24 protein-coding genes are annotated in these 24,200 nt (G+C 64.6%); 13 read left to right on the forward strand and 11 right to left on the reverse strand.

Features of this window, described 5'->3' with window-relative positions; translation table 11 throughout:
* Positions 1-2: 2 nt before the first annotated feature.
* Positions 3-1,118, reverse strand: coding sequence for an MBL fold metallo-hydrolase (locus CH305_RS02515; protein WP_094702508.1), 1,116 nt, complete (start codon positions 1,116-1,118; stop codon positions 3-5).
* A gap of 94 nt (positions 1,119-1,212) precedes the next feature.
* On the opposite strand from CH305_RS02515, the gene htpG reads away from it, so the two are divergent.
* Entirely contained in the window at positions 1,213-3,138 is a 1,926-nt protein-coding gene (gene htpG, locus CH305_RS02520) for a molecular chaperone HtpG (RefSeq protein ID WP_094702464.1), read from the forward strand.
* A 70-nt stretch (positions 3,139-3,208) separates the two neighbouring features.
* Here htpG and CH305_RS02525 read toward each other — a convergent pair whose 3' ends face one another.
* Complete coding sequence (locus tag CH305_RS02525) at positions 3,209-4,855, reverse strand: cytosine permease (RefSeq protein ID WP_094702466.1); 1,647 nt, start codon at positions 4,853-4,855, stop codon at positions 3,209-3,211.
* A 113-nt stretch (positions 4,856-4,968) separates the two neighbouring features.
* Positions 4,969-5,544, reverse strand: coding sequence for an RNA polymerase sigma factor ShbA (gene shbA / locus CH305_RS02530; RefSeq protein WP_037155048.1), 576 nt, complete (start codon positions 5,542-5,544; stop codon positions 4,969-4,971).
* A 197-nt stretch (positions 5,545-5,741) separates the two neighbouring features.
* On the opposite strand from shbA, the gene CH305_RS02535 reads away from it, so the two are divergent.
* A complete protein-coding gene (locus CH305_RS02535) occupies positions 5,742-6,689 on the forward strand; it encodes an alpha/beta fold hydrolase (RefSeq protein ID WP_179278155.1) in 948 nt (315 codons plus the stop codon).
* Positions 6,690-6,756: 67 nt separating this feature from the next.
* Here CH305_RS02535 and CH305_RS02540 read toward each other — a convergent pair whose 3' ends face one another.
* The 3 genes from CH305_RS02540 to CH305_RS02550 form a co-directional block, all read right to left on the reverse strand.
* The gene (locus tag CH305_RS02540; RefSeq protein WP_037175505.1) at positions 6,757-7,431 is read right to left on the reverse strand and encodes a hypothetical protein; all 675 of its coding nucleotides are present in this window, start codon (positions 7,429-7,431) and stop codon (positions 6,757-6,759) included.
* Between the two features lie 192 nt (positions 7,432-7,623).
* A complete protein-coding gene (locus tag CH305_RS02545) occupies positions 7,624-8,958 on the reverse strand; it encodes an ammonium transporter (protein ID WP_094702468.1) in 1,335 nt (444 codons plus the stop codon).
* Positions 8,955-9,686 (reverse strand): enoyl-CoA hydratase, encoded by a 732-nt coding sequence (locus CH305_RS02550; RefSeq protein ID WP_094702470.1) that lies wholly within the window; start codon positions 9,684-9,686, stop codon positions 8,955-8,957. Before CH305_RS02550 ends, CH305_RS02545 begins: the two co-directional genes overlap by 4 nt.
* Positions 9,687-9,742: 56 nt before the next feature.
* Here CH305_RS02550 and CH305_RS02555 point away from each other — a divergent pair, with 56 nt between their 5' ends.
* Positions 9,743-10,816 carry an NAD(P)-binding domain-containing protein gene (locus tag CH305_RS02555; RefSeq protein ID WP_094702512.1) on the forward strand — a complete coding sequence of 358 codons (1,074 nt, stop codon included), beginning with the start codon at positions 9,743-9,745 and terminating at the stop codon, positions 10,814-10,816.
* A gap of 18 nt (positions 10,817-10,834) precedes the next feature.
* On the opposite strand, the gene CH305_RS02560 is transcribed toward CH305_RS02555, so the two are convergent.
* Together CH305_RS02560 and CH305_RS02565 are read right to left on the reverse strand one after the other, a co-directional pair.
* On the reverse strand, positions 10,835-11,662 hold the full coding sequence (locus CH305_RS02560) for a uroporphyrinogen-III synthase (protein ID WP_094608342.1): 828 nt from the start codon (positions 11,660-11,662) through the stop codon (positions 10,835-10,837).
* A 41-nt stretch (positions 11,663-11,703) separates the two neighbouring features.
* Positions 11,704-12,552 carry an aldo/keto reductase gene (locus tag CH305_RS02565; RefSeq protein ID WP_094702472.1) on the reverse strand — a complete coding sequence of 283 codons (849 nt, stop codon included), beginning with the start codon at positions 12,550-12,552 and terminating at the stop codon, positions 11,704-11,706.
* A gap of 54 nt (positions 12,553-12,606) precedes the next feature.
* Here CH305_RS02565 and CH305_RS02570 point away from each other — a divergent pair, with 54 nt between their 5' ends.
* Positions 12,607-14,238, forward strand: coding sequence for an ABC-F family ATP-binding cassette domain-containing protein (locus CH305_RS02570; protein ID WP_094702474.1), 1,632 nt, complete (start codon positions 12,607-12,609; stop codon positions 14,236-14,238).
* A 19-nt stretch (positions 14,239-14,257) separates the two neighbouring features.
* Here the strand turns inward: CH305_RS02570 and CH305_RS02575 are convergent, their stop codons facing one another.
* Entirely contained in the window at positions 14,258-15,088 is an 831-nt protein-coding gene (locus CH305_RS02575; protein WP_256983477.1) for an alpha/beta fold hydrolase, read from the reverse strand.
* A gap of 81 nt (positions 15,089-15,169) precedes the next feature.
* On the opposite strand from CH305_RS02575, the gene CH305_RS02580 reads away from it, so the two are divergent.
* The 7 genes from CH305_RS02580 to CH305_RS02610 all read left to right on the forward strand — a co-directional run bounded on the left by CH305_RS02580 (position 15,170) and on the right by CH305_RS02610 (position 20,657).
* On the forward strand, positions 15,170-15,625 hold the full coding sequence (locus tag CH305_RS02580) for a MarR family winged helix-turn-helix transcriptional regulator (RefSeq protein ID WP_094702476.1): 456 nt from the start codon (positions 15,170-15,172) through the stop codon (positions 15,623-15,625).
* 64 nt (positions 15,626-15,689) lie between these two features.
* Entirely contained in the window at positions 15,690-15,962 is a 273-nt protein-coding gene (locus CH305_RS02585) for a helix-turn-helix transcriptional regulator (RefSeq protein WP_032404377.1), read from the forward strand.
* Positions 15,959-16,486 carry a hypothetical protein gene (locus CH305_RS02590; protein ID WP_094702478.1) on the forward strand — a complete coding sequence of 176 codons (528 nt, stop codon included), beginning with the start codon at positions 15,959-15,961 and terminating at the stop codon, positions 16,484-16,486. Before CH305_RS02585 ends, CH305_RS02590 begins: the two co-directional genes overlap by 4 nt.
* 4 nt (positions 16,487-16,490) lie before the next feature.
* Positions 16,491-17,042 (forward strand): hypothetical protein, encoded by a 552-nt coding sequence (locus CH305_RS02595; protein WP_094702480.1) that lies wholly within the window; start codon positions 16,491-16,493, stop codon positions 17,040-17,042.
* Between the two features lie 16 nt (positions 17,043-17,058).
* A complete protein-coding gene (locus CH305_RS02600; protein WP_032404380.1) occupies positions 17,059-17,952 on the forward strand; it encodes an ABC transporter ATP-binding protein in 894 nt (297 codons plus the stop codon).
* Positions 17,949-19,148: an ABC transporter permease gene (locus CH305_RS02605; RefSeq protein ID WP_094702482.1), complete on the forward strand. Its 1,200-nt coding sequence runs from the start codon at positions 17,949-17,951 to the stop codon at positions 19,146-19,148. The genes CH305_RS02600 and CH305_RS02605 overlap by 4 nt, the downstream gene beginning before the upstream one ends.
* A gap of 24 nt (positions 19,149-19,172) precedes the next feature.
* On the forward strand, positions 19,173-20,657 hold the full coding sequence (locus CH305_RS02610; protein WP_094702484.1) for a carboxyl transferase domain-containing protein: 1,485 nt from the start codon (positions 19,173-19,175) through the stop codon (positions 20,655-20,657).
* A 70-nt stretch (positions 20,658-20,727) separates the two neighbouring features.
* Here CH305_RS02610 and CH305_RS02615 read toward each other — a convergent pair whose 3' ends face one another.
* Both CH305_RS02615 and CH305_RS29350 read right to left on the reverse strand, forming a co-directional pair.
* Positions 20,728-21,126 (reverse strand): hypothetical protein, encoded by a 399-nt coding sequence (locus CH305_RS02615; RefSeq protein WP_032377384.1) that lies wholly within the window; start codon positions 21,124-21,126, stop codon positions 20,728-20,730.
* A gap of 107 nt (positions 21,127-21,233) precedes the next feature.
* Entirely contained in the window at positions 21,234-21,368 is a 135-nt protein-coding gene (locus CH305_RS29350) for a hypothetical protein (protein ID WP_256983481.1), read from the reverse strand.
* Between CH305_RS29350 and CH305_RS02620 the strand changes: the two genes are divergently transcribed.
* Positions 21,367-23,223: a propionyl-CoA synthetase gene (locus tag CH305_RS02620; RefSeq protein WP_094702516.1), complete on the forward strand. Its 1,857-nt coding sequence runs from the start codon at positions 21,367-21,369 to the stop codon at positions 23,221-23,223. The two genes, CH305_RS29350 and CH305_RS02620, sit on opposite strands and share 2 nt — an antisense overlap.
* Positions 23,224-23,296: 73 nt before the next feature.
* Complete coding sequence (locus CH305_RS02625) at positions 23,297-24,199, forward strand: DMT family transporter (protein WP_094702486.1); 903 nt, start codon at positions 23,297-23,299, stop codon at positions 24,197-24,199.
* The last annotated feature ends 1 nt before the right edge of the window (position 24,200 follow it).

Raw genomic sequence — 24,200 nt, forward strand, 5'->3', positions numbered from 1 at the left:
GGTCAGCCCAGCCGGGACCACCAACGATCGTCGTGCAGGGTTCGCGTGCCGTCTATGCGCTGCCCCGGCATCGGCACCGCCACCTGCACTCCGACGTCCTGCGCGGCGGCGTGCAGGCGCACGATCGGCTCGGACCACGGGTGAAAAGCCAGGTTGAACGTCGCCCAGTGAATAGGCACGAAGATGCCCGACGCCGTCAGATCCACGTGCGCGGTGACCGCTTCCTCCGGATTCATGTGGATGTCCGGCCACCGCACGTCGTAGGCACCGACGGGAAGAAGCGTCAGATCGAAGGGGCCGTAGTTGCTGCCGATCTCGGCGAACTTCGGTGTGTAGCCGGTGTCGCCGCCGAAGAAGACGCGTCGAACCGGACCGGCGAAGGCCCAGGACGCCCACTGCGTCGAGTCCCGGGTCAGACCGCGGCCCGAGAAGTGCCGAGCCTCGGTGCACGTGACGGTGAGGCCACCGAGGTTCGTCTGCTCGTCCCAGTCCAGTTCGATGATGCGTTCCTCGGGCACCCGCCACTTGCGCAGGTGCGCTCCGATTCCCAGCGGCACCACGAACGGTGCCGACTGCGTGCTCGCCAACTTCTGCACCGTCGCCTTGTCGAGATGGTCGTAATGATCGTGGGAGATCACGATGGCGTCGACCCGCGGCAGGTCGATCAACTCGACCGGCGTCGGGTGCAGCCGCGCCGGACCCACCACCGAGGACGGGGACACGCGATTGCTCCACACCGGATCGGCGAGAACGCGATAGCCGTCGACCTCGATGAGCACACTCGAATGTCCGTACCAGGTGACCGCAAGCTCGCCCGCGTCCACGGGAGCGATCGGCGGGGCCAACGGAATCGGCCGCTGCGGCCTGCCCTTGCCGCGTTCGGTGACGAGCGAGACGAACATGTTCCTCTCGCCCTTGTCGCCGCGGCCCGGCACGTAGCTGGAACTGGGGTCGGAGTTGTGGAACCGGCGATCGCGGTATCGCGGGGACCCGGCGGCGTAGGGAGTGATGTGCACTCGCCGGGCACCGATGGCCGACGGCAGACCCCACAGGGCACGCGCCAACCATGCCCCGCTCAACGCTGCCGTGGCTCCCAGTACGAACTTCGTCTTCGTCACGGCCACCACAGTAGGCGGCGCCGACGTCTTCGCAGCTCACCCGTAGCCTTGCCGTAGAATATTCGCGTCGGTTTTGCTGCTAGAAGGGGAGACATTGAGTACCGAACAGCTCGAATTCCAGGCGGAGACGCGTCAGCTCCTGGATCTGATGGTGCACTCCATCTACTCCAACAAGGACAGCTTTCTCCGTGAACTGATCTCGAACTCCTCGGACGCGCTGGACAAGCTGCGCCTGGAGTCGTACCGCAACAAGGACTTGGACGTCGACGTCTCGGATCTGCACATCGAGATCGATATCGACTCCGCGGCCCGCACCCTCACCATCCGCGACAACGGCATCGGCATGTCCCGCTCCGAGGTGATCGACCTGATCGGCACGCTGGCGAAGTCCGGTACCGCCGAGGTCCGCAAGAAGCTCAAGGAAGCCAAGGATGCAGCTGCTTCCGAGGAATTGATCGGCCAGTTCGGCATCGGCTTCTATTCCACGTTCATGGTGGCCGAGAAGGTCACGCTGCTCACCCGCAAGGCAGGCGAGAGCACTGCCACCAAGTGGGAGTCCACCGGCGAGGGCACATACGAGATCACCGACGTCGACGACGCCCCGCAGGGCTCCTCGGTGACCTTGGCCCTCAAGCCGGCCGACGAGGAGGACCACCTCCACGATTACGCGTCCGAGCGCAAGATCAAGGAACTGGTCAAGAAGTACTCCGACTTCATCGCCTGGCCCATTCGCATCGACGTCGAGAAGCGCGTCAAGAGCGAAGAGGAAGGCAGCGAGGACACGGTCACGATCGAGACCGAAACGATCAACTCGCAGAAGGCACTGTGGACCCGCTCCAAGGACGAGGTGTCCGAGGAGGAGTACAAGGAGTTCTACAAGCACGTCAGCCACGCCTGGGACGAGCCGCTCGAGGTCATCCCGTTCAAGGCCGAGGGCACGTTCGAATACCAAGCGCTGCTGTTCATTCCGTCGCAGGCGCCGTTCGACCTCTTCATGCGCGAGAGCAAGGCCGGCGTGCACCTGTACGTCAAGCGCGTGTTCATCATGGACGACTCGCAGGAACTGCTGCCCGAGTACCTGCGCTTCGTCAAGGGTGTCGTGGACGCAGCGGACCTCTCGCTCAACGTCTCTCGCGAGATCCTGCAGCAGGACCGGCAGATCCGGGCGATCCGTCGACGCCTCACCAAGAAGGTGCTCTCGACGGTCAAGGAACTGCAGAGCGAGCAGCCCGACAAGTACAAGACGCTGTGGTCGCAGTTCGGCACGGTCCTCAAGGAAGGCCTGATCTCCGACAACGACAATCGCGAAACCCTGTTGGGCATCGCGTCGTTCGCGTCCACCAACTCCGAGGAGGGCGTGACCACCCTCGCCGAGTACGTGGACCGGATGAAGGACGGCCAGCAGCAGATCTACTACATGACGGGCGAATCCCGTCAGCAGATCGAGAGCTCGCCGCACATGGAGGCGTTCAAGGCTCGCGGGCTCGAGGTGCTGCTGCTCACCGATTCGGTCGACGAGGTGTGGGTCGGCAACGTCACCGACTTCGACGGAAAGTCGTTCCAGTCCATCGCCAAGGGCGAGGTGGACCTCGACACCGAAGAGGAGAAGAAGGAGTCCGAGGCCAAGCGCGAGGAGCAGGACAAGGAATTCGCAGACCTGCTCACGTGGCTCACCGATACCCTCGGCGAGGACGTGAAGGAGGTACGTCTGTCGACACGACTGACGACGTCACCGGCCTGCGTCGTCGGCGACGAGTTCAGCTTCTCCCCGCAACTGGAGAAGATGTACAAGGCCTCGGGACAGTTCGTGCCGACCTCCAAGCGGATCCTCGAACTCAACCCCACCCACGATCTGGTGACGGGATTGAAGAAGGCCCGCGAGGATCGCAGTGATGACCCGCACCTCGCCGAGACTGCCGAATTGCTGTACGCAACGGCACTTCTCGCCGAGGGTACGGAACTGAAGGATCCGGCGAAGTTCTCCAAGCTGCTCGCCGATCGGTTGACCCGCACGATCTGAGTGCCTGCGGCAGTGGTGTGGTCGAGTGCCCCAGGCGGGGCATATCCACACCACTGCGGCGCAGCCGCAGTCACTGCGGAGGCAGGATGTGCTCCCCCGTCTTGTCGGTGCTCAGCGAGAGCGAACTGATGTACTGCTTCTCGCCGTCCGGCCCCGGCACGTTGGATGCGATCATGTCGGGTCGCTCGAATTCCATGCCGCTGACATGGCACATCACGAGCTCGTCGGACGGGTTGCCGTGCTCGTCGAACATCGGTAGATCGATCCCGTCGTCGGTGCGTCGCAGGTAGTACTTGCCCTTGGTTGCCACCGCCAGGATGGGTGGAAGTACCAGTGCGAGAACGAGAGCCACGATCGGCGAGTAGGGCTTGATCGCGGATCCGAATGCCCCGAAGAAGACCAGAATCGACAGTATTGCCGAGGCCGCCATGGATCCGAAGCCGACCGGGTTGATGTTGTAGAGCATGCCGCGTCGGAACTCGGGCACCTTGGGCGAGAGCTTCAGGATGTACTTGTTGAACACGATGTCCGAGGCCACCACCGCGATCCATGCGATACCGCAGTTGGCGTAGAAGCCGAGGATGTTGTTGAGGAAGCTGAACATGTTGGCTTCCATCAGGATCAGTGCGATCGCGAGGTTGAACAGCACGAAGACCATCCGGCCCGGGTACGTCTTGGTGATGCGGGTGTAGGAGTTGGTCCACGCCAGTGATCCCGAGTAGGCGTTGGTGACGTTGATCTTGATCTGGCTGATGACGACCAGGATCACCGCGAGCGTCATGGCGAGCCAGCCGGGCATGAAGTTCTCGTAGATCTCCAGGAACTGGTGCACCGGCTCGTTGGCGATGGTGGATCCGTCGACGACGTTGGCGATCAGGTACACGGCGAGGAAGAGTCCGACGACCTGCTTGAGGGCACCGAAGATCACCCAGCCCGGTCCGGCGAGAAGCACTGCAGTCCACCAGCGCCGGGAATTCTCCGGAGTCTTGGGCGGCATGAATCGCAGGTAGTCGATCTGCTCGGCGATCTGCGCGATGAGCGAGAGACACACGCCGGCCGCGAGCATCACCGATCCGATGTTGACGCCCCTGCCGTCGGCCCCGTCCTGGCCGCCGAAGGCGAGGAACTCGCCGACCGAATCGGGATTGCTGATCACCAGGTAGACGAACGGCAGCACCATCAGCACCAGCCACAGCGGGGTGGTCCAGACCTGAAGTTTGGCAAGGGCTTTCATGCCGTAGATGACCAGCGGGATCACCATGATCGTCGACACCGCGTACCCGATGGGCAACGGAATACTCAGTCCCAGTTCGAGTCCCTGCGCCATGATCGAACCCTCGAGCGCAAAGAAGATGAACGTGAACGTCGCAAAGATGACGTTGGTGACCACCGACCCGTAGTAGCCGAATCCGCTTCCCCGAGTGATCAAATCGAGGTCTATGTTGTAGCGGGCAGCATAGTAGGCGAGCGGGAGCCCGGTCAGGAAGATCACGACGGCGAACACCAGGATGCCCCAGAGCGCGTTGCCGGTCCCGTACGAGATTCCGATGTTGGCACCGATGGCGAAGTCCGCGAGATACGCGATTCCGCCGAGCGCGGACGTCGCGACAACACCGGTTCCCCATTTACGGTAGCTACGCGGCGCGAAGCGCAGCGTGTAGTCCTCGAGCGTCTCTTTCAGCGCGGTGTCTGTCGGCGCAGGCTGTACGGCGGTCATGGATCAGTAACGTAGGTCTGCCACGTTGCCGCAGTGTCTTGCGTATGTGTAGCTACTGTTACTCATTCCGACGAATCGGACATACGCTGGTAATACCCGCTTTCGCGGCTCTATCAGGCGACTGCGCGGGCGTCCAGCAGCGAGAAGTTCGACAGTTCGGCACGAAGCATGTTCATCGCCCGATGCTGGGCCACCCGCACGGCTCCGGCCGTCATTCCGAGGGCAGCACCGGTTTGCGGTGCCGTCAGACCCCACACCACTCGCATCAGAATGATCTTGCGGTACTTCGTCGGCAGAGTGTCCATCAGCGCCTGCGCGTGACTGCGCAGTTCGCCGCCGAGAGCGAGCTGCTCCGGCCCGGCGTCCTGAGACTGCTCCTCGGGCATGTCGTCGATGGAGAACGTCTGTCGCAATACAGATTTACGCCCGGCGTCGGCCAACTTGTGGGCAGCGATTCCGTACACGAAGGCCATGAAGGGCTTCCCCATGTCGCGGTACTTGGGAATGGCGGTGACCAAGGCGAGGCAAACGTCCTGCACTACATCGTCGGCGGCGACGTCGAGGTTGCCGATTCGGGCGGCGCAATATCTGCGTACCGGCGGCTGGATCAGCACGAGCACCTGCTCGAGGGCGGTTCGATCTCCCGCGACGGCCTGCGGTACTACCTCGTCGAGCCTGTCCACGCCCATGGCCGATCTCCTCACTGGCAACGCGCGCCCTCACCTGAACGCTCATCAGTGCTTCGGTGCAGATTCCCGCTCGGCTTGGTCGCAGTGGCTATCACATCCGAAGAAAATGTGATTCAGGTAACACGGCGTGTCGCGGGAGCGAAGTACCCGACAACAACCTCGTCGCAGCACGTGACCTTCACACCCGCGGAGCGCACATGAACATCAGCGAGCAGACCCATCAGGTCGGTCGCCGCAGCACCGTCGCTGCGAGCGATGGCACTGCACTGGCGGTTCGCGAATTCGGACATCCGAATGCGCCTCTGACCGCGGTGTTCGTGCACGGGCACTGCCTGCGGATGCAGTCGTGGACGGACCTGCGCCGGCAGGTGGAACACACGTGGGGAGACGACGTCCGAATCGTGATGTACGACCACCGCGGTCACGGGGAGTCGAGCGCGGCCGTGCCGGAGAGCTGCACCATAGATCAGCTCGGCGAGGACCTGGCCGACGTGATCCGCGCTGTCGTCCCGGTGGGACCGTTCGTCGTGATCGGACACTCGATGGGCGGCATGACGGCGCTCTCCTACGCGCGTCAGTACCCGGACGCCATCGGCTCCCGCCTCGTCGGGGTCGGGTTGATCGCGACGTCCGCCGGCGGGATCACCGACGACGGGCTCAGTAGTTGCCTCGCGCATCCGGCCGTGTCGGCATTTCAGGCGGCTGTTCGACGCGCCCCTCGACTGATGTCGGGTGCCAAGAGGCTCAGTCGCGGGGTCTGTGCCCCCATCGTCAGGACGGCGGGATGCGGCTCCCGCAAAGTCAGCCCGCGGGTGGTCACGCTGGCGACGGCCATGCTCGGCGACACGTCCATCGTGACGATGGCCGGGTTTCTCGGCGCGTTTCGAGGCCTCGACGAGGTCGCCGGCCTGGCGGCACTCGCCTCCATTCCCACTCTGGTGCTGTGCGGCTCGGACGACCTGATGACGCCGATGCGGCACTCGGAAACCCTTGCCGCCCATCTTCCCGACGCACGGCTGGTGCGCGTCGCGCAGGCCGGGCACATGGTGATTCTCGAACGAGCGCACGAGGTGGCGGAGGCCGTCGTCGAACTCGTGACAACCGCTCGGCGTACTCACGTGGGGGATCTCGCCCTGGCACGCTAGACCTTTCGACGACTGTGGCCCGCACCGGATATCCGATGCGGGCCACAGCACTGTTGTCGAGGAGGTGTTACTTCTTGACTGCGGGCGGAGCGTTGAGCAGCTGGATGAACTGTCCGGCGTTACCGATGACCGCGCCGAGGCCACCGGCGGAGGTGCCGGCGAGCGATCCGATGGCACCGAGGGCGATTGCGCCGATGACGCAGCCGCCGATGGGGCCGGCTCCGAGAAGAGTTGCAACCGGTGCAGTCACGACGACTCCGGTGATGATTCCGAGGAGGCATCCGCCGACGATTCCGGTTGCAGCACCGAGGAATCCACCGACCGAGGCCGTGAGGCTGAGGTTGTCCTTGACACCAGCAACTGCGGCGGGCAGGTCGACCTGCTGCAGGCCGGGGAGAGAGGTGGAGACCGGGGTTGCCGCGGCAGGCGAGACATCGGCGGTCAGGGTGGCGTGGTTACCGTCGATCACGGCGGCGACGGGGTGCGAGAATCCGTCGGCGGCAATGGCCAGCGGCACCGAGTCGACCACGGCACCACTGGAATCGCGGACGACGAGGTGGTTGTCTTCGTTGCTCAGGGTGCCGGCCGTCGTGTCGACGAGGACCTGGTTGCCGGCCTGGGTGACGTTCCAACCGACGGCAGCAGCGGGAGCCGGTGCCGGATCGGCATAGGCGGTGCCCATGGCGGTCGTCATCGCTGCAATGACCAATGCGGACGTTGCCGCGAATCGAGTCAGCTTCATGTTCCTCAGTCTTTCGTCGTGTCCATCACTCGATGTCGAGCAGCGAAAAACTATGGGGCCAACAAGCGGTCGAGGCGAACCGAAGATGAACGAACGGGGTCGAATCGAACAACGATCGATCGCATCAACCCGAAAGGGACAGAACGACTTTCAACGACCGATCGGTTCGTAAAGGGCGTGTACGGGTTGCCCCTACTTACCGAAAAGACCAGGCTTGTTGCTGCCCCCGTGACCCACTCCGAAGTCGTAGGCGGACTCGGCATGCTCGTGCTCGTCGAGGCCGTCGGCTTCGTGCTGCGCGTCGGCGCGCACACCCATGACAGCCTTGATCGCGAACGCGATTCCGGTGGTGACCACCGCGCAGTAGACGAACACCGCGACCACCGCGATCGCCTGCACCCCCAACTGATGCAGGCCGCCGCCGTAGAACAGCCCGTCCACACCCGCCGGCATCTGCGCGCTGGCAACGAGCCCGATCATCAGCGTGCCGACGATGCCACCGACGAGGTGCACGCCGACGACGTCGAGCGAATCGTCGTAACCGAAGCGGTATTTGAGGCCGATTGCCAGAGCACACAAGGCACCCGACGCGATGCCGATCGCCGCGGCACCGATCGGAGTGACCGCTGCGCACGACGGTGTGATGGCCACCAGACCGGCCACGACGCCCGACGCCGCGCCGAACGACGTGGCGTGACCGTCTCGCCACTTCTCGACGACGAGCCACGCCGCCATGGACATCGCTCCGGCACCCATCGTGTTCACCAGGGCCACTGCGGCGACGCCGTCCGCAGCCAACGACGATCCCGCGTTGAAGCCGAACCAACCGAACCACAGCAACCCGGCACCGAGCATGACGGCCGGAAGGTTGTGCGGGCGCATGGGATCTCGCGGCCAGCCGCGACGCTTGCCGACCACGAGCGCGAGCACCAGCCCGGCGACGCCTGCGTTGATCTCCACCGCGGTACCACCAGCGAAGTCGATCGCGCCGAGCCTGTTCGTCACCCATCCGCCGAACTCACTGGTGAGCCCGTCGAGCGAGAACACCCAGTGCGCCACAGGGAAATACACGAGGGTCGACCACAACGCCGCGAACAGCACCCAGGGAACGAACCGCATCCGGTCTGCGACAGCGCCGGATATCAGCGCCACCGTCACCATGGCGAATCCGGCCTGGAACGCCGCGAACACCAGTGCAGGAACGGTTCCCACCAGCGGAATCGACACCGCTCCCCCGGCCGAGGTGTAGACCCCGCCCAACAGACCCTCGAAACCGGCGTACTGCAACGGGTTTCCGATCCACCCCCCGATCACGTTGTCGCCGAACACCATCGAGTAGCCGAACACCAACCACAGCAGCCACACCACGGCGATGGCCGACAGGCTCATCATCATCATGTTCAGCACACTCTTCGAGCGCACCATGCCGCCGTAGAAGAAGGCCAGGCCTGGCGTCATCAGCAGCACCAGCGCAGTACTGGCCAGCAGCCAGGCGGTATCGCCCGCATCGGGCGCTCCGGTGATCACTTGCCCACGAACTTCGGCTTGCGCTTCTCGGCACGTGCCCGTCGCGCTTCCTTCATGTCCTCGCTGCTCCACGCGGCCTCGAACGCCGCATGCTGCTCCGGCGTCGGATCATCGCGCATCTCGTCGTCGTTGAACACGAGCTTGAGGTGTTTCAGGGCCAGCGGAGCGAGTTCGGTGATCGACTCGGCCCACTGCGTTGCAACCGCGAGATCGCCGAGTTTGTTGGCCAAACCGCACGTGTACGCCTGCTCGGCGTGCACCCGCTCCCCGCCCAGCAGGATCGTGCGTGCCACTCCCCCACCTGCGAGCGCAGCCAACCGCCGGATGGTCCAGTTGCTCACCGCGATACCGAGGCGCGTCGACGGAATCTCGAAGAAACTGCCCGGCGCCACGACCCGAAGATCGCAGGCGATCGCCAGCTGCGTCCCCGCACCCACGGCCGGGCCGTTCACCGCAGCCACCACCGGAATCGAGGTGCGTTCGATCGCCGTCAGCATCTCTTCGAGGATCTGCCCGAACGACTCGGGAAACGCGTCGCCGGTCAGATCCGCACCTGCGCAGAAGCTGGTGCCCTGACCGGTGATGACGAGAACCCGCGCCCCGTCCCGCTCGGCCTGTTCCACACCGTGGCGCACCGCAAGACACAGCTCCGTGTTCAACGCATTGCGTCGATCCGGGCGCTGCAATTCGAGAGTGACGACATCGCCGTCACGAGAGAGTCCGATCACGAGAGCAGAGGTTACCGACCAGTACCGGTTTTACCTACTGGGTGGCTGATCTACTGATAGGCGTGATCGACACTCGAGTTGCCGTCATCGGCGCGGGGCAGGCCGGACTCTCGGCCGGCTACCACCTCCATCGAGCAGGCCTGGATGCAGGCGCAGGCTTCGTGATGCTGGACAGCGCCCCCGGCCCCGGCGGCGCCTGGCAGTTCCGGTGGCCGTCGTTGACGCTGAGCACCGTCAACGGGGTACACGACCTGCCCGGTATGACCTTCGCCGAAACGCTGGGCGACGAGCCGGCCGACACCATTCCGGCCGCCGAGGCAGTCCCCCGCTACTACCGCGAGTACGAGGACCGCTTCGAACTGCATGTTCGACGGCCCGTCACGGTGACCGTCGTGTGCGATCGCGAACCTCTCTTCCGGGTCGAGGCCGGGGAGACGGTCGTCATGGCCGAGGGATTGATCAATGCCACAGGAACGTGGGAGAAGCCGTTCGTTCCGCATTACGACGGAGCCGAGACGTTCACCGGCAGGCAATTGCACACGAAGGATTACCGGACGGCCGACGAGTTCACCGGCAAGCACGTGGTGGTGGTGGGCGGCGGGATCTCGGCCGTCCAGCTGCTCGACGAGATTTCCCGGGTGACGACCACAACGTGGGTGACCCGCCGACCACCGGTGTTCCGGGACGGTGAGTTCGATCAGAATGCCGGACGCACGGCCGTGGCGATGGTCGAGGAGAGGGTGCGGGCGGGCCTGCCACCGGGCTCGGTCGTATCGGTGACCGGGCTGTTGCTGACGCCGTCGTTGGCCGCCGCACGCGAGCGCGGCGCGCTCGAGCGCAGGCCGATGTTCTCGAGGATCACCGCAGATTCGGTGGTGTGGGACGACGGATCGAGTCAACGCGCCGACGTGATTCTGTGGGCCACCGGTTTTCGCAGCGCACTCGACCACCTGGCCCCTCTGCGCTTGCGCGGGCACGGCGGAGGAATCGTCATGGACGGTCGACTCGCCACTCGAGTGGCAGCAAACCATCGCGTCCACTTGCTCGGCTACGGGCCGTCCGCGAGCACGATCGGAGCCAATCGCGCGGGACGAGCCGCGGTGACGGAGCTGCTGGAAACGCTGGGCTGAGTCTTTACGGCGAGGTCTTTACGGCGAGGCGAGCCGCTCGGTCACGAACTTCGCCAGCGCTCCCAATCGTGCCCGGCTCGGCATCGACGTCGGGACGTCCAACGCATCCAACGGCGCCGACGTCACCGGCCCCACGCAAATCGCGGCGACGGGGCCTCGAAGCGCGTCCAGGAAGGCGTCGAGCAGGCCGTTGTCCTTCGCGGTAGAGAGCAGGGACGCGACGGCGGGGGCGCTGGTAAATGTCACCGCGTCCACGCGGTGCTCGATGATCTGCGACAGCAAGTCGATGAGTGGAGCCTGATCGACGGGACGGATCCAGCGGTACACCGGGATCGGTCTGACGTGCGCACCGAGTTCGCTCAGCGCGTCGCTCAGGTGGATCGTCGGTTCCCATTCGGTGATGACTCCGTGCAGCTGAACTGCGACGTCCACTCCGGAAACACCTTCGGCGGCAAGATGATCGGAGACTTCCTGCGAGGCCTCGGTGGCCGGCGACCACTCTTCACGAAGCCCCGTGCCACGAATTGCCCCGCGCGCCTTGGGACCTCGGGCAATGATCCGCGTGTGACTCAGTGCTGTCAGAAGGTCTTCGCGGATACCCCAGTCGGCCGCCGCGTCGAGCCAACCCCGAAAACCGATGCCGGTACTGATCACGACGATCTGCGGTGGTCGCTCGACGATGCCCTCGGTGGCGGACTTCAGCTCCGAGTCGTCGATCAGGGGCAGAACGTGAATCGCCGCGGCGTGAACGATGTTCGCGCCGCGGCGTTCGAGCATGGTGGCCAATTCGTCTGCACGTCGCTCGGCGGTGAGGGCAACGGTCTTGCCTGCGAGCGAATCGGACATGAGTACAGACTAGGCCCCTGACGTGCCTGGAACGTGACAGGTCAGCTGCTGAACTTGTCCGGGTCCGGGCCGGTGCGGCCGTCGGCGGAGTCCAGCGCATTGATCTGCTGAATTTCGTCGTTGCTCAGCTCGAAGCCGAACACGTCGAAGTTGCTGGCAATGCGCTCGGGGGTGACCGACTTGGGGATCACTACGTTGCCGAGCTGGATGTGCCAGCGCAGGATCACCTGGGCAGGGGTGACTCCGTGCGCCTCGGCGATGGGCGCGAAGGCCGGATCGTCCAGAACGGTGCCGGAGCCGAGCGGGCTCCAGGCCTCGGTGGCGATGCCCTTCGAGGTGTGGAAAGCGCGAAGCTCTTCCTGGATGAAGCGCGGGTGCAGCTCGATCTGGTTGATCGACGGCGTCTCACCGACCGCGTCGATCAGCTTCTCGAGGGTGGGAATGGTGAAATTGGAGACGCCGATCGAACCGATCCGGCCGTCGGCCTTGAGCTTCTGGAACGCCTTGAAGGTGTCGATGTACTGGTCGCGATCGAGCTGCTGCCAGTGAATGAGGTACAGGTCGAGGTACTCGAGTCCGAGGCGATCCATGCTCGCGTCGAACGCCGTCAACGTGGAGTCGTAGCCCTGATCGTCGTTCCACAACTTGGTGGTGATGAACAGCTCGTCGCGGGCGATGCCGGACTCCGCGATCGCCTTGCCGGTGCCGGCCTCGTTCTCGTACACCTTGGCGGTGTCGATGCTGCGGTATCCGACCTTCAGAGCCTCGGCCACTGCGGCCTGGGCACCGTCATCGGGAACCTGCCATACACCGAACCCGAGCTGGGGAATGGACGTGCCGTCGTTGAGCACGATGGTCGGGACAGTACTGGTCTCGGCTGAATACGTCATACGAATGGCAACGGTGGGTGGGGTGGTGTTGTTCCCGGGCCATAGAGTTTCGGTGTGACCGCAACGCTTCGTATCGATGATCTCGCCGCGTTCCACGGCGATCGAACCCTGTTCTCCGGCCTGGATCTGACGGTGACCGAGGGTGATGTGATCGGGCTCGTCGGGGCCAACGGTGCAGGTAAGTCGACGTTGTTGACGTTGCTCGCCGGGGTGGGGACGGCCGATCACGAGGGTGAGATCTACACCAGCCCACCCGACGCGACCGTCGGCTATCTGGCGCAGGAACCCGAGCGGATAGCCGGGGAAACGGTGCTGGATTTTCTCGGTCGACGGACTGGAGTCACAGCGGCCGAATCCACGATGAACGAGGCCGCCGAGGCTCTTGGTTCGAGTGACGAGGACCTCTACACCCCAGCGCTGGAGAAGTGGCTGGCCCTCGGCGGCGCGGATCTGGCGGAGCGCACGGCGAAGGTGCTGGCGGATCTCGGTCTGGAGGTCGACGGGTCTGCGCTCATGACGGCGCTGTCCGGTGGGCAGGCCGCCCGCGCGGGGCTCGCGGCGATTCTGCTCGCCCGCTACGACATTCTTCTGCTCGACGAGCCGACCAACGACCTCGATCTGGCGGGCCTCGAGCAACTGGAGCAGTTCGTCGTCGCGACGCGTGCGGCGATCGTCGTCGTCAGTCACGATCGTGAATTCCTGGCGCGGACGGTGACGGGCGTCGTCGAGCTCGATCGAGCTCAGCGTCGCATCGATGTGTACGACGGCAGCTACCAGTCCTATCTGGCAGAACGCGAGATTGCGCGCCAGCATGCGCGGGAGAAGTACGACGAGTTCGCGGACACCAAGTCGGCGTTGGAGTCTCGGGCGCAGATGCAGCGGAACTGGATGGAGTCAGGGGTGCGCAATGCGCGCCGCAAGGCCACCGACAACGACAAGATAGCCCGCAAGACCCGCGCCGAGTCGACAGAGAAGCAAGCCGCGAAAGCCCGTCAGACACAGCGCCGCATCGAGCGACTCGAGGTGGTCGAGGAACCGCGCAAGGAATGGGAGCTGCGAATGGAGATTGCGGCAGCTCCCCGCAGCGGCACCGTTGTCTCGGTGTTGGGCGGTGCTGTCGTCCGGCGATCAGGGTTCACATTCGGACCGGTGACGACGCAGATCGAGTGGGGCGATCGAATCCTGATCACCGGGCCCAACGGCTCCGGCAAGACGACGTTGCTGTCGGTACTGCTGGGCAGGCTCAGCCCGGACGAGGGCACGGCCTCACTGGGATCCGGAGTCGCCGTCGGTGAAATCGACCAGGCACGAGCATATTTCGTCGGAGAGGGCACCGTATCCGATGCCTTGAGCGCAGCGGTTCCCGAGTGGCCCGACGCCGAGGTGCGTACATTGCTGGCCAAGTTCGGACTGCGCGGCGACGACGCACTCCGGCCCGCGTCCTCACTCTCGCCCGGTGAGCGAACCCGCGCCGCGCTCGCATTGCTGCAGGCCCGCGGCGTGAATCTGCTCGTCTTGGACGAGCCGACCAACCACCTCGATCTGCCCGCCATCGAGCAACTCGAACGTGCGATGGAGAACTTCGAGGGAACCCTGCTGCTGGTGACCCACGACCGCCGAATGCTCGACACGGTCCGCAGCACTCGTCACTGGACGATGGCCGACGGGCAGCTGTCGGAACTGTAAGGGGCAGCACCCGATTCACTCAGCTCAGCAGAATCTCGTTCACCTCGGCTGCGGGAAGCATCGGCAATGTGTGATGCGTTGCGTTGTCCAGGATTACCGTCCTCGCTGTGGGCAGAACCGTTCGGACTGCCGCCTCGATGCGGACCGCGTTGTGCACCTTCCCTTTCCCTGCGAGGACCACTGTGGTGCGCACACCGAAGTTGTCGAACGCGGCAGGTTTCGGCCGTTTCGGAACAATGGTTTTTGTGGTCGGGGCATGCGCGGCTCCCAGAGCAAGTACGTCGAGCCAATCCGAATCCAGCCGCGCGCCGTCGGTTTCCCATCGGCCGAAAGTAAGCTGCCGTTTCTCGTTGGGAGACAGCAGAATCGGCAGGGCGTGAAGCAGGTACCGCGGACTCATGGAGCCGAAGCAGGAATTGGGATCGAGCAGGGTCAGTGCGTCGACGCGGTTCTCGTTGCGCAGGGCGTACGCCAGAGCGATCATCGCGCCGTAGGAGTGGCCGCAGAGCGCCGCGGTGGGCAGCTTCAGCTCATCCAGCACCGCCGTCACCCAGTTCAGCAGCTCGTCCACGGAGTCGATGGACTGGTCACCCGGCACGCTCCGACCGGCGTCGCCCATCAGGTCCACCGCGTACACCCGATAGTGCTGCGAGAGCGCTGCAACGTTGGCGAACCAGACGGTCGACGTCGCGCCCGCGCCCGGCAGTAGAACCAGCGCCGGACCGTCGACGGGTCCGCAGGCGTTCACTCGGGTCGTGCCGTGCGGTGTGTTCACATTCATCACCTCGACCTCGACCGGCCATTTCTTCAGCAGTCGGTCGTAGGCGGCATAAAAATTGTCCACTGTCACGGCAACCCTCACTTCTCTCGATGATCGAGATAGTAGACAATGGAGACACTGTCCGTCCAGCATCCACCGAGGGATCAGCACATGACCGAGCCCGCTTCTGCCGTCCATCAGCTACGCGCACTGACGGTCGACCTCGATCTTCTGGGCGCGGAGTTCGCGCAGAGACATGCGCTCCACCCGACGGATATCCGGGCGCTGATCTGTCTCCTCGACGCGGACCGAGCCGGAACGCGCGCCACGCCCGGCTGGCTCGGCACCCAGCTAGGCCTGGAATCCGCGTCGGTCACAGCCCTGGTCGATCGAATGAGCAAGCGCGACTTGGTATCACGCGAAGCGGACCCATCTGATCGCCGGCGAGTACTGCTGCGCGTGACCGCTCATGCCTCGGAACTCGGCACCACGTTCTTCGGCCCCGTCATCGGCCGAGCAGTCGACGAGCTGGCGCGCTTCACACCCGAGCAGCGGGCAACGATCGACGAGTTCCTGACGACGATGCGCGCCATCGTTGCCGACGCCCGGGAACAACAGGAAACGTAGCCCGCTGAAGCAATCCGTTATTACCCGTTGACAGATCGTTGGGTTTATACAACACTTCATTGTCATGAGCCCCGTCAAGCGCGGTACCGCGCTCCCGATCTACAACAGGGTGGGTGTTCTGCGGGCAGAACGAAAGATGAGCCGCGCACAACTGGCCGAACTCGTCGAGGTGAACCCGCAGACGGTGGGTGCCCTCGAACGAGGCGACCACTACCCGAGCTTGGACCTCGCGATGCGCATCTGCGACGTCTTCGACCTGCCGATCGAAGCGGTGTTCTCACGCACCGAACTCGGACCACTCTCGGCCGAACTCTTCCGAAGGGAGAAGGACCGATGAACACAAGTCCCAGCATCTTCAGCAGGTATCAGGAAGCCCGCACGAGAGTATTCCTGGAGAACGAAAGGACCTATGCGAACTGGCTACCGGGACTGCGACCCCAGAAACGACGCCGAGCCTTCGTTGCGTTCCTTCTGGTACTGCTCGCGGCATCTGCGGGATTCGCACTCTCGGAACCGGTGTTCGACTGGGCGATCGGATCCTGGGGAATCTGCTACATCGTGTTCACGTTCGCGGCAATCGTCCTCGGCATCGTGTCGAATCGGCGCGCCGAAGCCCCGGTGGATGCGCTCGACGAGCTCGAAGTCCAGCTCCGCAACGAAGCCCGATCCATCGGCCTGACGGTCACTCAGGTCTTGGGCACCGCGACTGGAGCGTACTTGCTCATCGGATCCGCCTTCGGGGCAACGAATCTCGGTATCTCCGGTGGAGCACTCGTCCTGACTGCACTGCTCACCGGAGGGACGACCCCCGCAATGCTTCTCGCATGGACTACCCCCGACCCCGACCCCGAGGACGGCTGAGACCATGACCCCGCAACCCGACATCCTCACCCGCTATCAGGCCTATCGGACCCGCCGATTTCTCGAGAACGACGCCAAGACACGCCATTGGCTTCCCGCGTGGCGAACCCAGCATCGTCGCCGAATCCTCGTTGTTGCGGTGGCTGTACTCCTCTTCTCGTTCTTCGTCGTCAGCATCGGCAGCCTGTTCTCCAAGTGGTTCGCAATCGGATGGGTACCGGCTGCACTGCTGTTTCTTCCGATCTGGACATCGCTGCAAACGGTCTCCGGCCGGCACGGCGATGCACCGGTCGGAGCACTCGACGAGTGGGAAGTGCAGCAACGCAACGAAGCTCGATCCATCGGCCTGACCATCACACAGACGCTGGTTCTGGCAGCAGCATTCGCGTCGATATTCCTGTCGACGGCGAACGACGAGATGCCCCGCCTCGCCTACGCAGGCGGCGGATGGACGCTGGCGGCACTGATGACCGGCATCTGCTCCCCCGCAATGATTCTCGCCTGGATCACCCCCGATCCCGAACCAGAAGACACCGAAGATTTCGACCAGCAGTAACGACCGAAAGGGCACCATGAGCACCCTCACGATCGACTCCGTCTCCAAGAGATACGGCGACAAGATCGCCCTGGACAACCTGAGTTTCGACGTCCGGCCGGGCGAGCTGTTCGGCTTCGTCGGCAGCAACGGCGCGGGCAAGACCACCACGATGCGCATTGCATTGGGCGTCCTGTCTGCAGATTCCGGCCAGGTTCTGTTGGGCGGCAAGCCCGTCGACCTCGACGTCCGCCGCACGATCGGCTACATGCCGGAGGAGCGCGGCCTGTACCCGAAGATGAAGGTCGGCCCGCAATTGGCATACATGGCCGAGTTGCACGGCTTGTCGTCGAAGGATGCCAAAGCCGCGGTGATCCGCTGGACGGAACGTCTCGGCATCGACGAGCGGGTGAACGACACCGTCGACGCGCTGAGCCTGGGTAATCAGCAGCGCGTGCAGTTGGCAGCAGCGCTGGTGCACGACCCAGCGGTTCTCGTGTTGGACGAGCCGTTCTCCGGCCTCGATCCGATCGCCGTCGACGTCATGAGCGAGGTCCTCCGCGAAAAGGCCGCTGCCGGAGTGCCCGTGGTGTTCTCGAGCCACCAGCTCGATCTGGTGCAACGCCTGTGCGACCGCGTCGGCATCATCGCCGCGGGCTCGATGAAAGCCGTCGGCACCGTCGACGAACTACGCGGATCGGGAGATTCGCACCTGCACGTCCACGCACCGAACGCCGCCCCCGGATGGGCGTCGGGCATCGACGGAGTGAGCATCCTCGGCCAGAGCGACGGCATCACCGTTCTGGGGTTGGCACCGGGAGCCGACGATCAATCAGTTCTGCGGGCCGCGCTCGCGACCGGACCGGTACACGAATTCTCCATCCAGAAACCTTCCCTGAGCGACCTGTTCCGAGAGGCGGTAGTGGCATGAGCTCACAACTGAATTCCTTCAGCGCGGTTTCACTGATTGCCAAGCGCGAGTTCACCGTTCAGGTGATGAAGAAGAGCTTCGTCATCAGCAACGTCATCATTCTGGCCGTCATCGTCGGCGGCATCATCGCGTACTCGATCTTCTCCGGCAGCGGTGACGAGGAACGCGACGTGATCGGCGTCGCCGGAGATCAGTCCATCGCGGCCGTACTGGAGGCAACCGGGGACGCCGTCGGCAGCCCCGTCGACGTCCGCGATGTCGCCGACGCCGCGGCCGCACGGAGCGGCGTCGAATCCGGGGATCTCGATGTGGCGCTGGTTCCGGACGGAACCGCAGGCGCATACACAGCCGTCACCGAGTCCGATCTGACCGGAACGTTGCGCGCCGTCGTCGAGGGCAGTGTTGCGACACAGGCTACGAATACTGCGCTGGCGCAACAGGGTGTCGACCAGAACGAACTCGCAGCGACGACGGGTGCCGCGACGGTCACCGTCGACGCGATCGATCCGCCCGACCCCGAAGCCGGTCAGCGGACCGCTCTGGCGCTGTCGGCAGTGTTCCTGCTGTACGCCCAGATCATCGGTTTCGGGATGTACGTCGCGATGGGCGTCGTCGAAGAGAAGTCCTCACGGGTGGTCGAACTGCTGCTCTCCACCGTTCGCCCACTGCAGCTGCTGTGGGGCAAGATCCTCGGCATCGGTGCCGTCGGCATCCTGCAGCTCGCCCTCTACGGAATAGCCGGTGTGGGAGCAGGATTGGGCACGGGCGTACTCACCGTCACCGGTGCCGCCGTCAGTGTCTTCGCTGCCACGTTGGCCTGGTTCATCCTGGGCTTCGCCTTCTTCGCAGTGCTCTACGCGGCGGGCGGCTCGATGGTCTCGCGGCAGGAGGACGTGAACTCGACAACCATGCCGCTCCTGATCCTGATCATGGCCATGTTCTTCGCTGCCTTCTACTCCGTCAGCGATCCGGAGAGCACACTTGCGAACACGTTGAGCTGGATCCCCCCGTTCTCCGCGATCATGATGCCGTTGCGCATTGCCGCCGGCGTGACCTCGCCGGTGCAGATCGTCGGATCGGCGGTCCTGATGATCGTCACCACCGCGATCCTGGCGATGGGCGCAGCCAAGATCTACCAGCGATCCATTCTGCGAATCGGCAAGACCGTCTCGTGGAAGGAAGCGTTTGCTCGCTAGGGTTCGCTGCGTAGGCTCCCCGATATGAGCCCACGGACATCCGCCGCCGAGATTCTCGACTCCGTTCTCGACGGCGGATCGTTCGTGTCATGGGACGCCACGCCGGTGGACGTCCATCCTGGGGAGTCCTATCTGAGGGATCTGGCCAAGGCTCGAGAAAAGAGCGGCGTCGACGAGTCGGTGTTGACGGGCGAGGGCACCATCGACGGTCGACGCGTGGTGATCATCGCGTGCGAGTTCGCTTTTCTCGCCGGCTCCATCGGCGTGGCGGCGGCCGAGCGCATCACCTCCGCGGTCGAACGCGCCACCGCCGAACTGTTGCCGCTGATCGCCTCCCCCACGTCCGGCGGAACGCGAATGCAGGAGGGCACACTCGCGTTCGTGCAGATGGTCAAGATCGCCGCCGCCGTCACCGCACACAAGATGGCACATCTGCCGTATCTGGTGTACCTCCGTAATCCCACGACCGGCGGTGTCTTCGCATCCTGGGGATCGCTGGCCCACGTCACCGTCGCCGAACCCGGAGCCCTGATCGGTTTCCTCGGCCCCCGCGTCTATCAGGCGTTGTACGACAAGCCTTTTCCCGACGGAGTCCAGACCGCCGAGAACCTCTACCAGCACGGGGTCATCGACGGGGTGGTGCCGGTCGATCAGTTGGGGAATCTACTCACTCGAGCCCTTCGGGTGATCCTCGACGCGCCGGCGTGGACCGATATCGCTGATGAACGTGCCGCGCCCATGACCGAGCGGTCGGCCTGGTATTCGGTGCAGTCGTCGCGTCGCGCCGATCGCCCCGGGATTCGGCAACTGATCGAACATGCTGCTACCGAGCAGGTTCCGCTCAGTGGTACCGGGCAGGGCGAGGCCGATACCTCGATCCTGTTGTCGCTGTGCCGCATCCGCGGCGCATCCTGTGTGTTGTTCGGAAACGACCGGAGCAGCAGCTCGGCCAGCGCCACAATGGGCCCCGCGGCATTGCGCGAGGCCCGACGCGGAATGCGGCTGGCCGAGGAACTGCGGATCCCACTGGTGCTCGTGATCGACACGTTCGGCGCAGCACTGTCCAAAGAAGCCGAGGAGGGCGGTCTGGCACCCGAGATCGCGCGCTCCATCTCGGATCTGGTCACCGTCGGCACCCCTACGGTGTCGGTGCTGCTCGGCCAGGGCACCGGCGGCGGAGCACTCGCGCTGCTACCTGCCGATAGAGTCCTGTGCGCCCAGAACGCCTGGCTCGCACCACTTCCGCCCGAGGGTGCCAGTGCCATCGTGCACCGCGACACCGTCCACGCTGCAGAGATGGCCGAGGCACAGGGCATCCGGTCGGTCGATCTACTACGCGACGGCATCGTCGACGCCATCGTCCCCGAACTCCCCGACGCGGCCGACGAACCGGCCGCGTTCTCCGGTCGCATCGCCGATGCCATCGCCCGAGAACTGCGCGGGTTGTCGACCGTCGATCCCGCCACTCGGACTCGGAACAGGCTGGGCCGCTACCGCACGCTGGGATGAGCGGCTCCGCCGCATGTGAGCGGGCGCCCTCAATAGGTCGTTCCGCAGGCTCCACTCCCGCCGACCCCTGCTACGAGTTTTCGTGCACCTGCGAGGTCACGAGCGCTACTACGTCGCCCGCGCGGAGGTCTGCGGGCAACTCGACCGGACTGACGCAACTGCGCCCTGGGCTGTGCACGTCGACTTTGACCACCGGACCCACCGAATGTCGATTGACGACAACGGCTTGCAGCAGATCGCCGAACTCGGCATCGACGCCCACCTCGCCTGCGATGACCGAGCGCACCCGAGTCACCAGAATGCGGCCCCACTGCACCGGAGTGCCCTGCGCATCGGCCAGATCCTCCAGCGCAACGCCGTCGACGGTGATTCGGCCACACACACAGTGCGTATCGGCGGGCCACAGCGATGGATCGCACCGCGCAACGTAGGCGGCACCGAGAGACGGAAGCATGTCGAGAAGTGTCATGAGAAGCAGTCTTGCGCCGCGCGGAGGCGTCGAACAGAGGTGTTGACGCAATCTTGACGGCGCAGCATCGAATATTGACGGCGCGGGCCGGAATGCACAGAACGACGCTATCCACGGGGCATGGCCGCCGCGGTGGGCACCAGTGCACGCAACGACCGTCGGTCGACGGGATCCCGCCGGTCGTCGCCGGTAGTGCGCAACCCGGCCCGCACCACGCAGCCCCGAACTACGCTCCACAACATGAGTGGCGAGTATCGGCAGGCGTTCGAGGACAGCATCGACAACCGCGAGGAATTCTGGCTGTCTGCGGCGGCAGAAATCGATTGGGATACCCCTCCCACCAGTGCGTTCGACGGCTCGCGCTGGTTTCCCGGGGCCCGTCTGAACACCTGCTTCAATGCCCTGGACCGGCACGTCGATGCCGGGCACGGCGACCGGACCGCGTTGATCTACGACTCGGCGATGCTCGGTCTCACCCGCAGCTACACCTACGCCGAACTGCTCGATCAGGTCGCTCGCTTCGCCGGGGTACTCCGCGGGCAGGGCGTAGGGCCGGGCGATCGCGTGGTGATCTACCTACCGATGATTCCCGAGGCCGTCGTCGCGATGCTCGCATGCGCCAGGCTCGGCGCAGTGCATTCGGTGGTGTTCGGTGGCTTCGCAGCCAAGGAGCTTGCAGCGCGCATCGACGACGCCGAACCGACACTGCTGATCACCGCCAGTGGCGGGTTCGAGCCGGGTCGCGTCATCGAATATCTCCCCTTGGTGGCACGCGCGCTGACTCTCACCACTGCGAAGACGCCGTCGGTGATCGTCAAAACGCGCGAGGGAATTCCCGGCGACCACGAGTGGCTGGACTGGGACACCCTCATCGCCGACGCCACTGCCACACAACCGGTTTCGGTGCTGGCCACCGATCCGCTGTACATCCTCTACACCTCAGGAACGACGGGTAAGCCCAAGGGCGTGGTGCGCGACAACGGCGGCCATGCGGTCGCGTTGACGTGGTCGATGCGCAACATCTACGACGTGGGGCCCGGCCAGGTGATGTGGACGGCGTCCGATGTCGGCTGGGTCGTCGGACATTCGTACATCGTCTACGCACCCCTGTTCGCCGGTGCCACAACGGTTCTGTACGAGGGCAAGCCCGTCGGCACTCCCGATGCCGGCGCATTCTGGCGGGTGATCCAGGATCACGGTGTCCGCGCCCTGTTCACCGCACCGACTGCGCTGCGCGCCATCCGCAAGGTCGACCCCCACGCCGCCGAGCTCGAGAAGTACGACGTCTCGTCTCTGGAGACCTTGTTCGTCGCCGGCGAACGCCTGGATCCCGATACCTACGAGTGGATTTCGCGCACGCTCGATCGTCCGGTCGTCGACCACTGGTGGCAGACCGAGACCGGGTGGGCGATCTGCGCCAATCTTCGCGGCCTGGAGCCACTTCCGATCAAATCCGGATCGCCGACCGTACCGGTACCCGGCTTCCAGGTCGGCATCCTCGACGCGTCGGGCAATCCGGTGGACGCAGGCACCGAGGGCAACATCGTCGTGCAGCTGCCACTGCCGCCGGGCGCACTGGTAGGTCTGTGGAACGACGAATCACGGTTCCAGCGTTCGTATCTCGATACGTTCCCCGGCTACTACCTCACCGGCGATTCCGGCTACATCGATGCTGATGGCTATGTCTACGTACTCGGGCGCAGCGACGACGTCATCAACGTTGCAGGGCATCGCCTGTCGACCGGGTCGATGGAGGCGGTGCTCGCCGGCCATCCCGCCGTCGCCGAATGCGCCGTCATCGGTATCCACGACGACCTGAAAGGCCAGCGCCCCAGCGGCTACGTAGTACTCAAAGCCGGGGAGAACATCACCGAGGAGCAGCTGCGTACCGAACTGGTCGCCATGGTGCGCGATCAGATCGGTGCCCTTGCGACGTTCCGCGACGTGACGATCGTCGGAGCGCTGCCGAAGACCCGATCGGGCAAGATCCTGCGGAAGACGATGCGCCAGATCGTCGCAGGCGAGGAGTACGGCGTGCCGTCGACCATCGAGGATCCGGCCGTCCTCGATGCACTGGAGAAGCTGCTCGGCAGATAGACGGCGGTAATACGAGCAACCATGGCCGAAACCCGCGCGCCACAGGGATGTCCCGCGCGATAGCGTCATCGACATGACAGATCTCGACACCCGTCCTGCCGTCGACTGGCTCGCCCTCGGTGCGGTCATCGTCACGGTGGTCTCGTGGGCCTCGGCCTTCGTGGCGATTCGCGGCGTCGGCGAGTCGTTCGGTGCCGGCCCGCTGGCATTGGGCCGGCTACTCATCGGCTCGTTCGCACTCGGCGCGATAGTTCTCGTCAAGAGAAGGTGGGTCAAGCCGAATCGGACACAGTGGCTGCAGATCATCAGCATCGGCGTCTTCTGGTTCGGCATCTACAACGTCTCCCTCAATGCCGCCGAACAGCGCGTCGACGCCGGGACGACGTCGATGATCATTCAGATCGGGCCGATTCTGGTCGCCCTGTTCGCGGGTCTGCTTCTGGGCGAGGGCTTTCCGAGGTGGTTGGTGATCGGTGCAGGCATCGCGTTCGCCGGGGCCGTCATGGTCGGTGTCGTCACCGCCGTCACCACCACCGCGACCACCAAGACAGACGCCGACTTCCTCGGCATCGCACTGTGTCTGGTGTCCGCAGTGACCTACGCGATCGGAGTACTCAGCCAGAAGCCGGTGCTACGGACGATCCCCGGACTTCAGGTCACGTGGATGGCATGCACCATCGGCGCGGTATGCACACTGCCCTTCGCACCGGCACTGCTCGACGACCTGGCGACCGCCTCGACCGGTGCCACCGGCGGACTGATCTACCTCGGCCTGGTGCCGACGGCACTGGCCTTCAGCACCTGGGCCTATGCGCTGACGAGAATGAACGCAGGCAAGCTCGGCATCACCACGTATGCCGTGCCACCGATCACCATCACTCTCGCCTGGCTGCTGCTGGGCGAAGTCCCGCACTACCTCGCCGTGGTCGGCGGAGTGATCTGCCTCGTCGGAGTCGGATTGTCCCGCAGGAAATAGC

Source organism: Rhodococcus sp. 15-649-2-2 (assembly GCF_002258645.1).
Classification (GTDB): Bacteria; Actinomycetota; Actinomycetes; order Mycobacteriales; family Mycobacteriaceae; genus Rhodococcoides.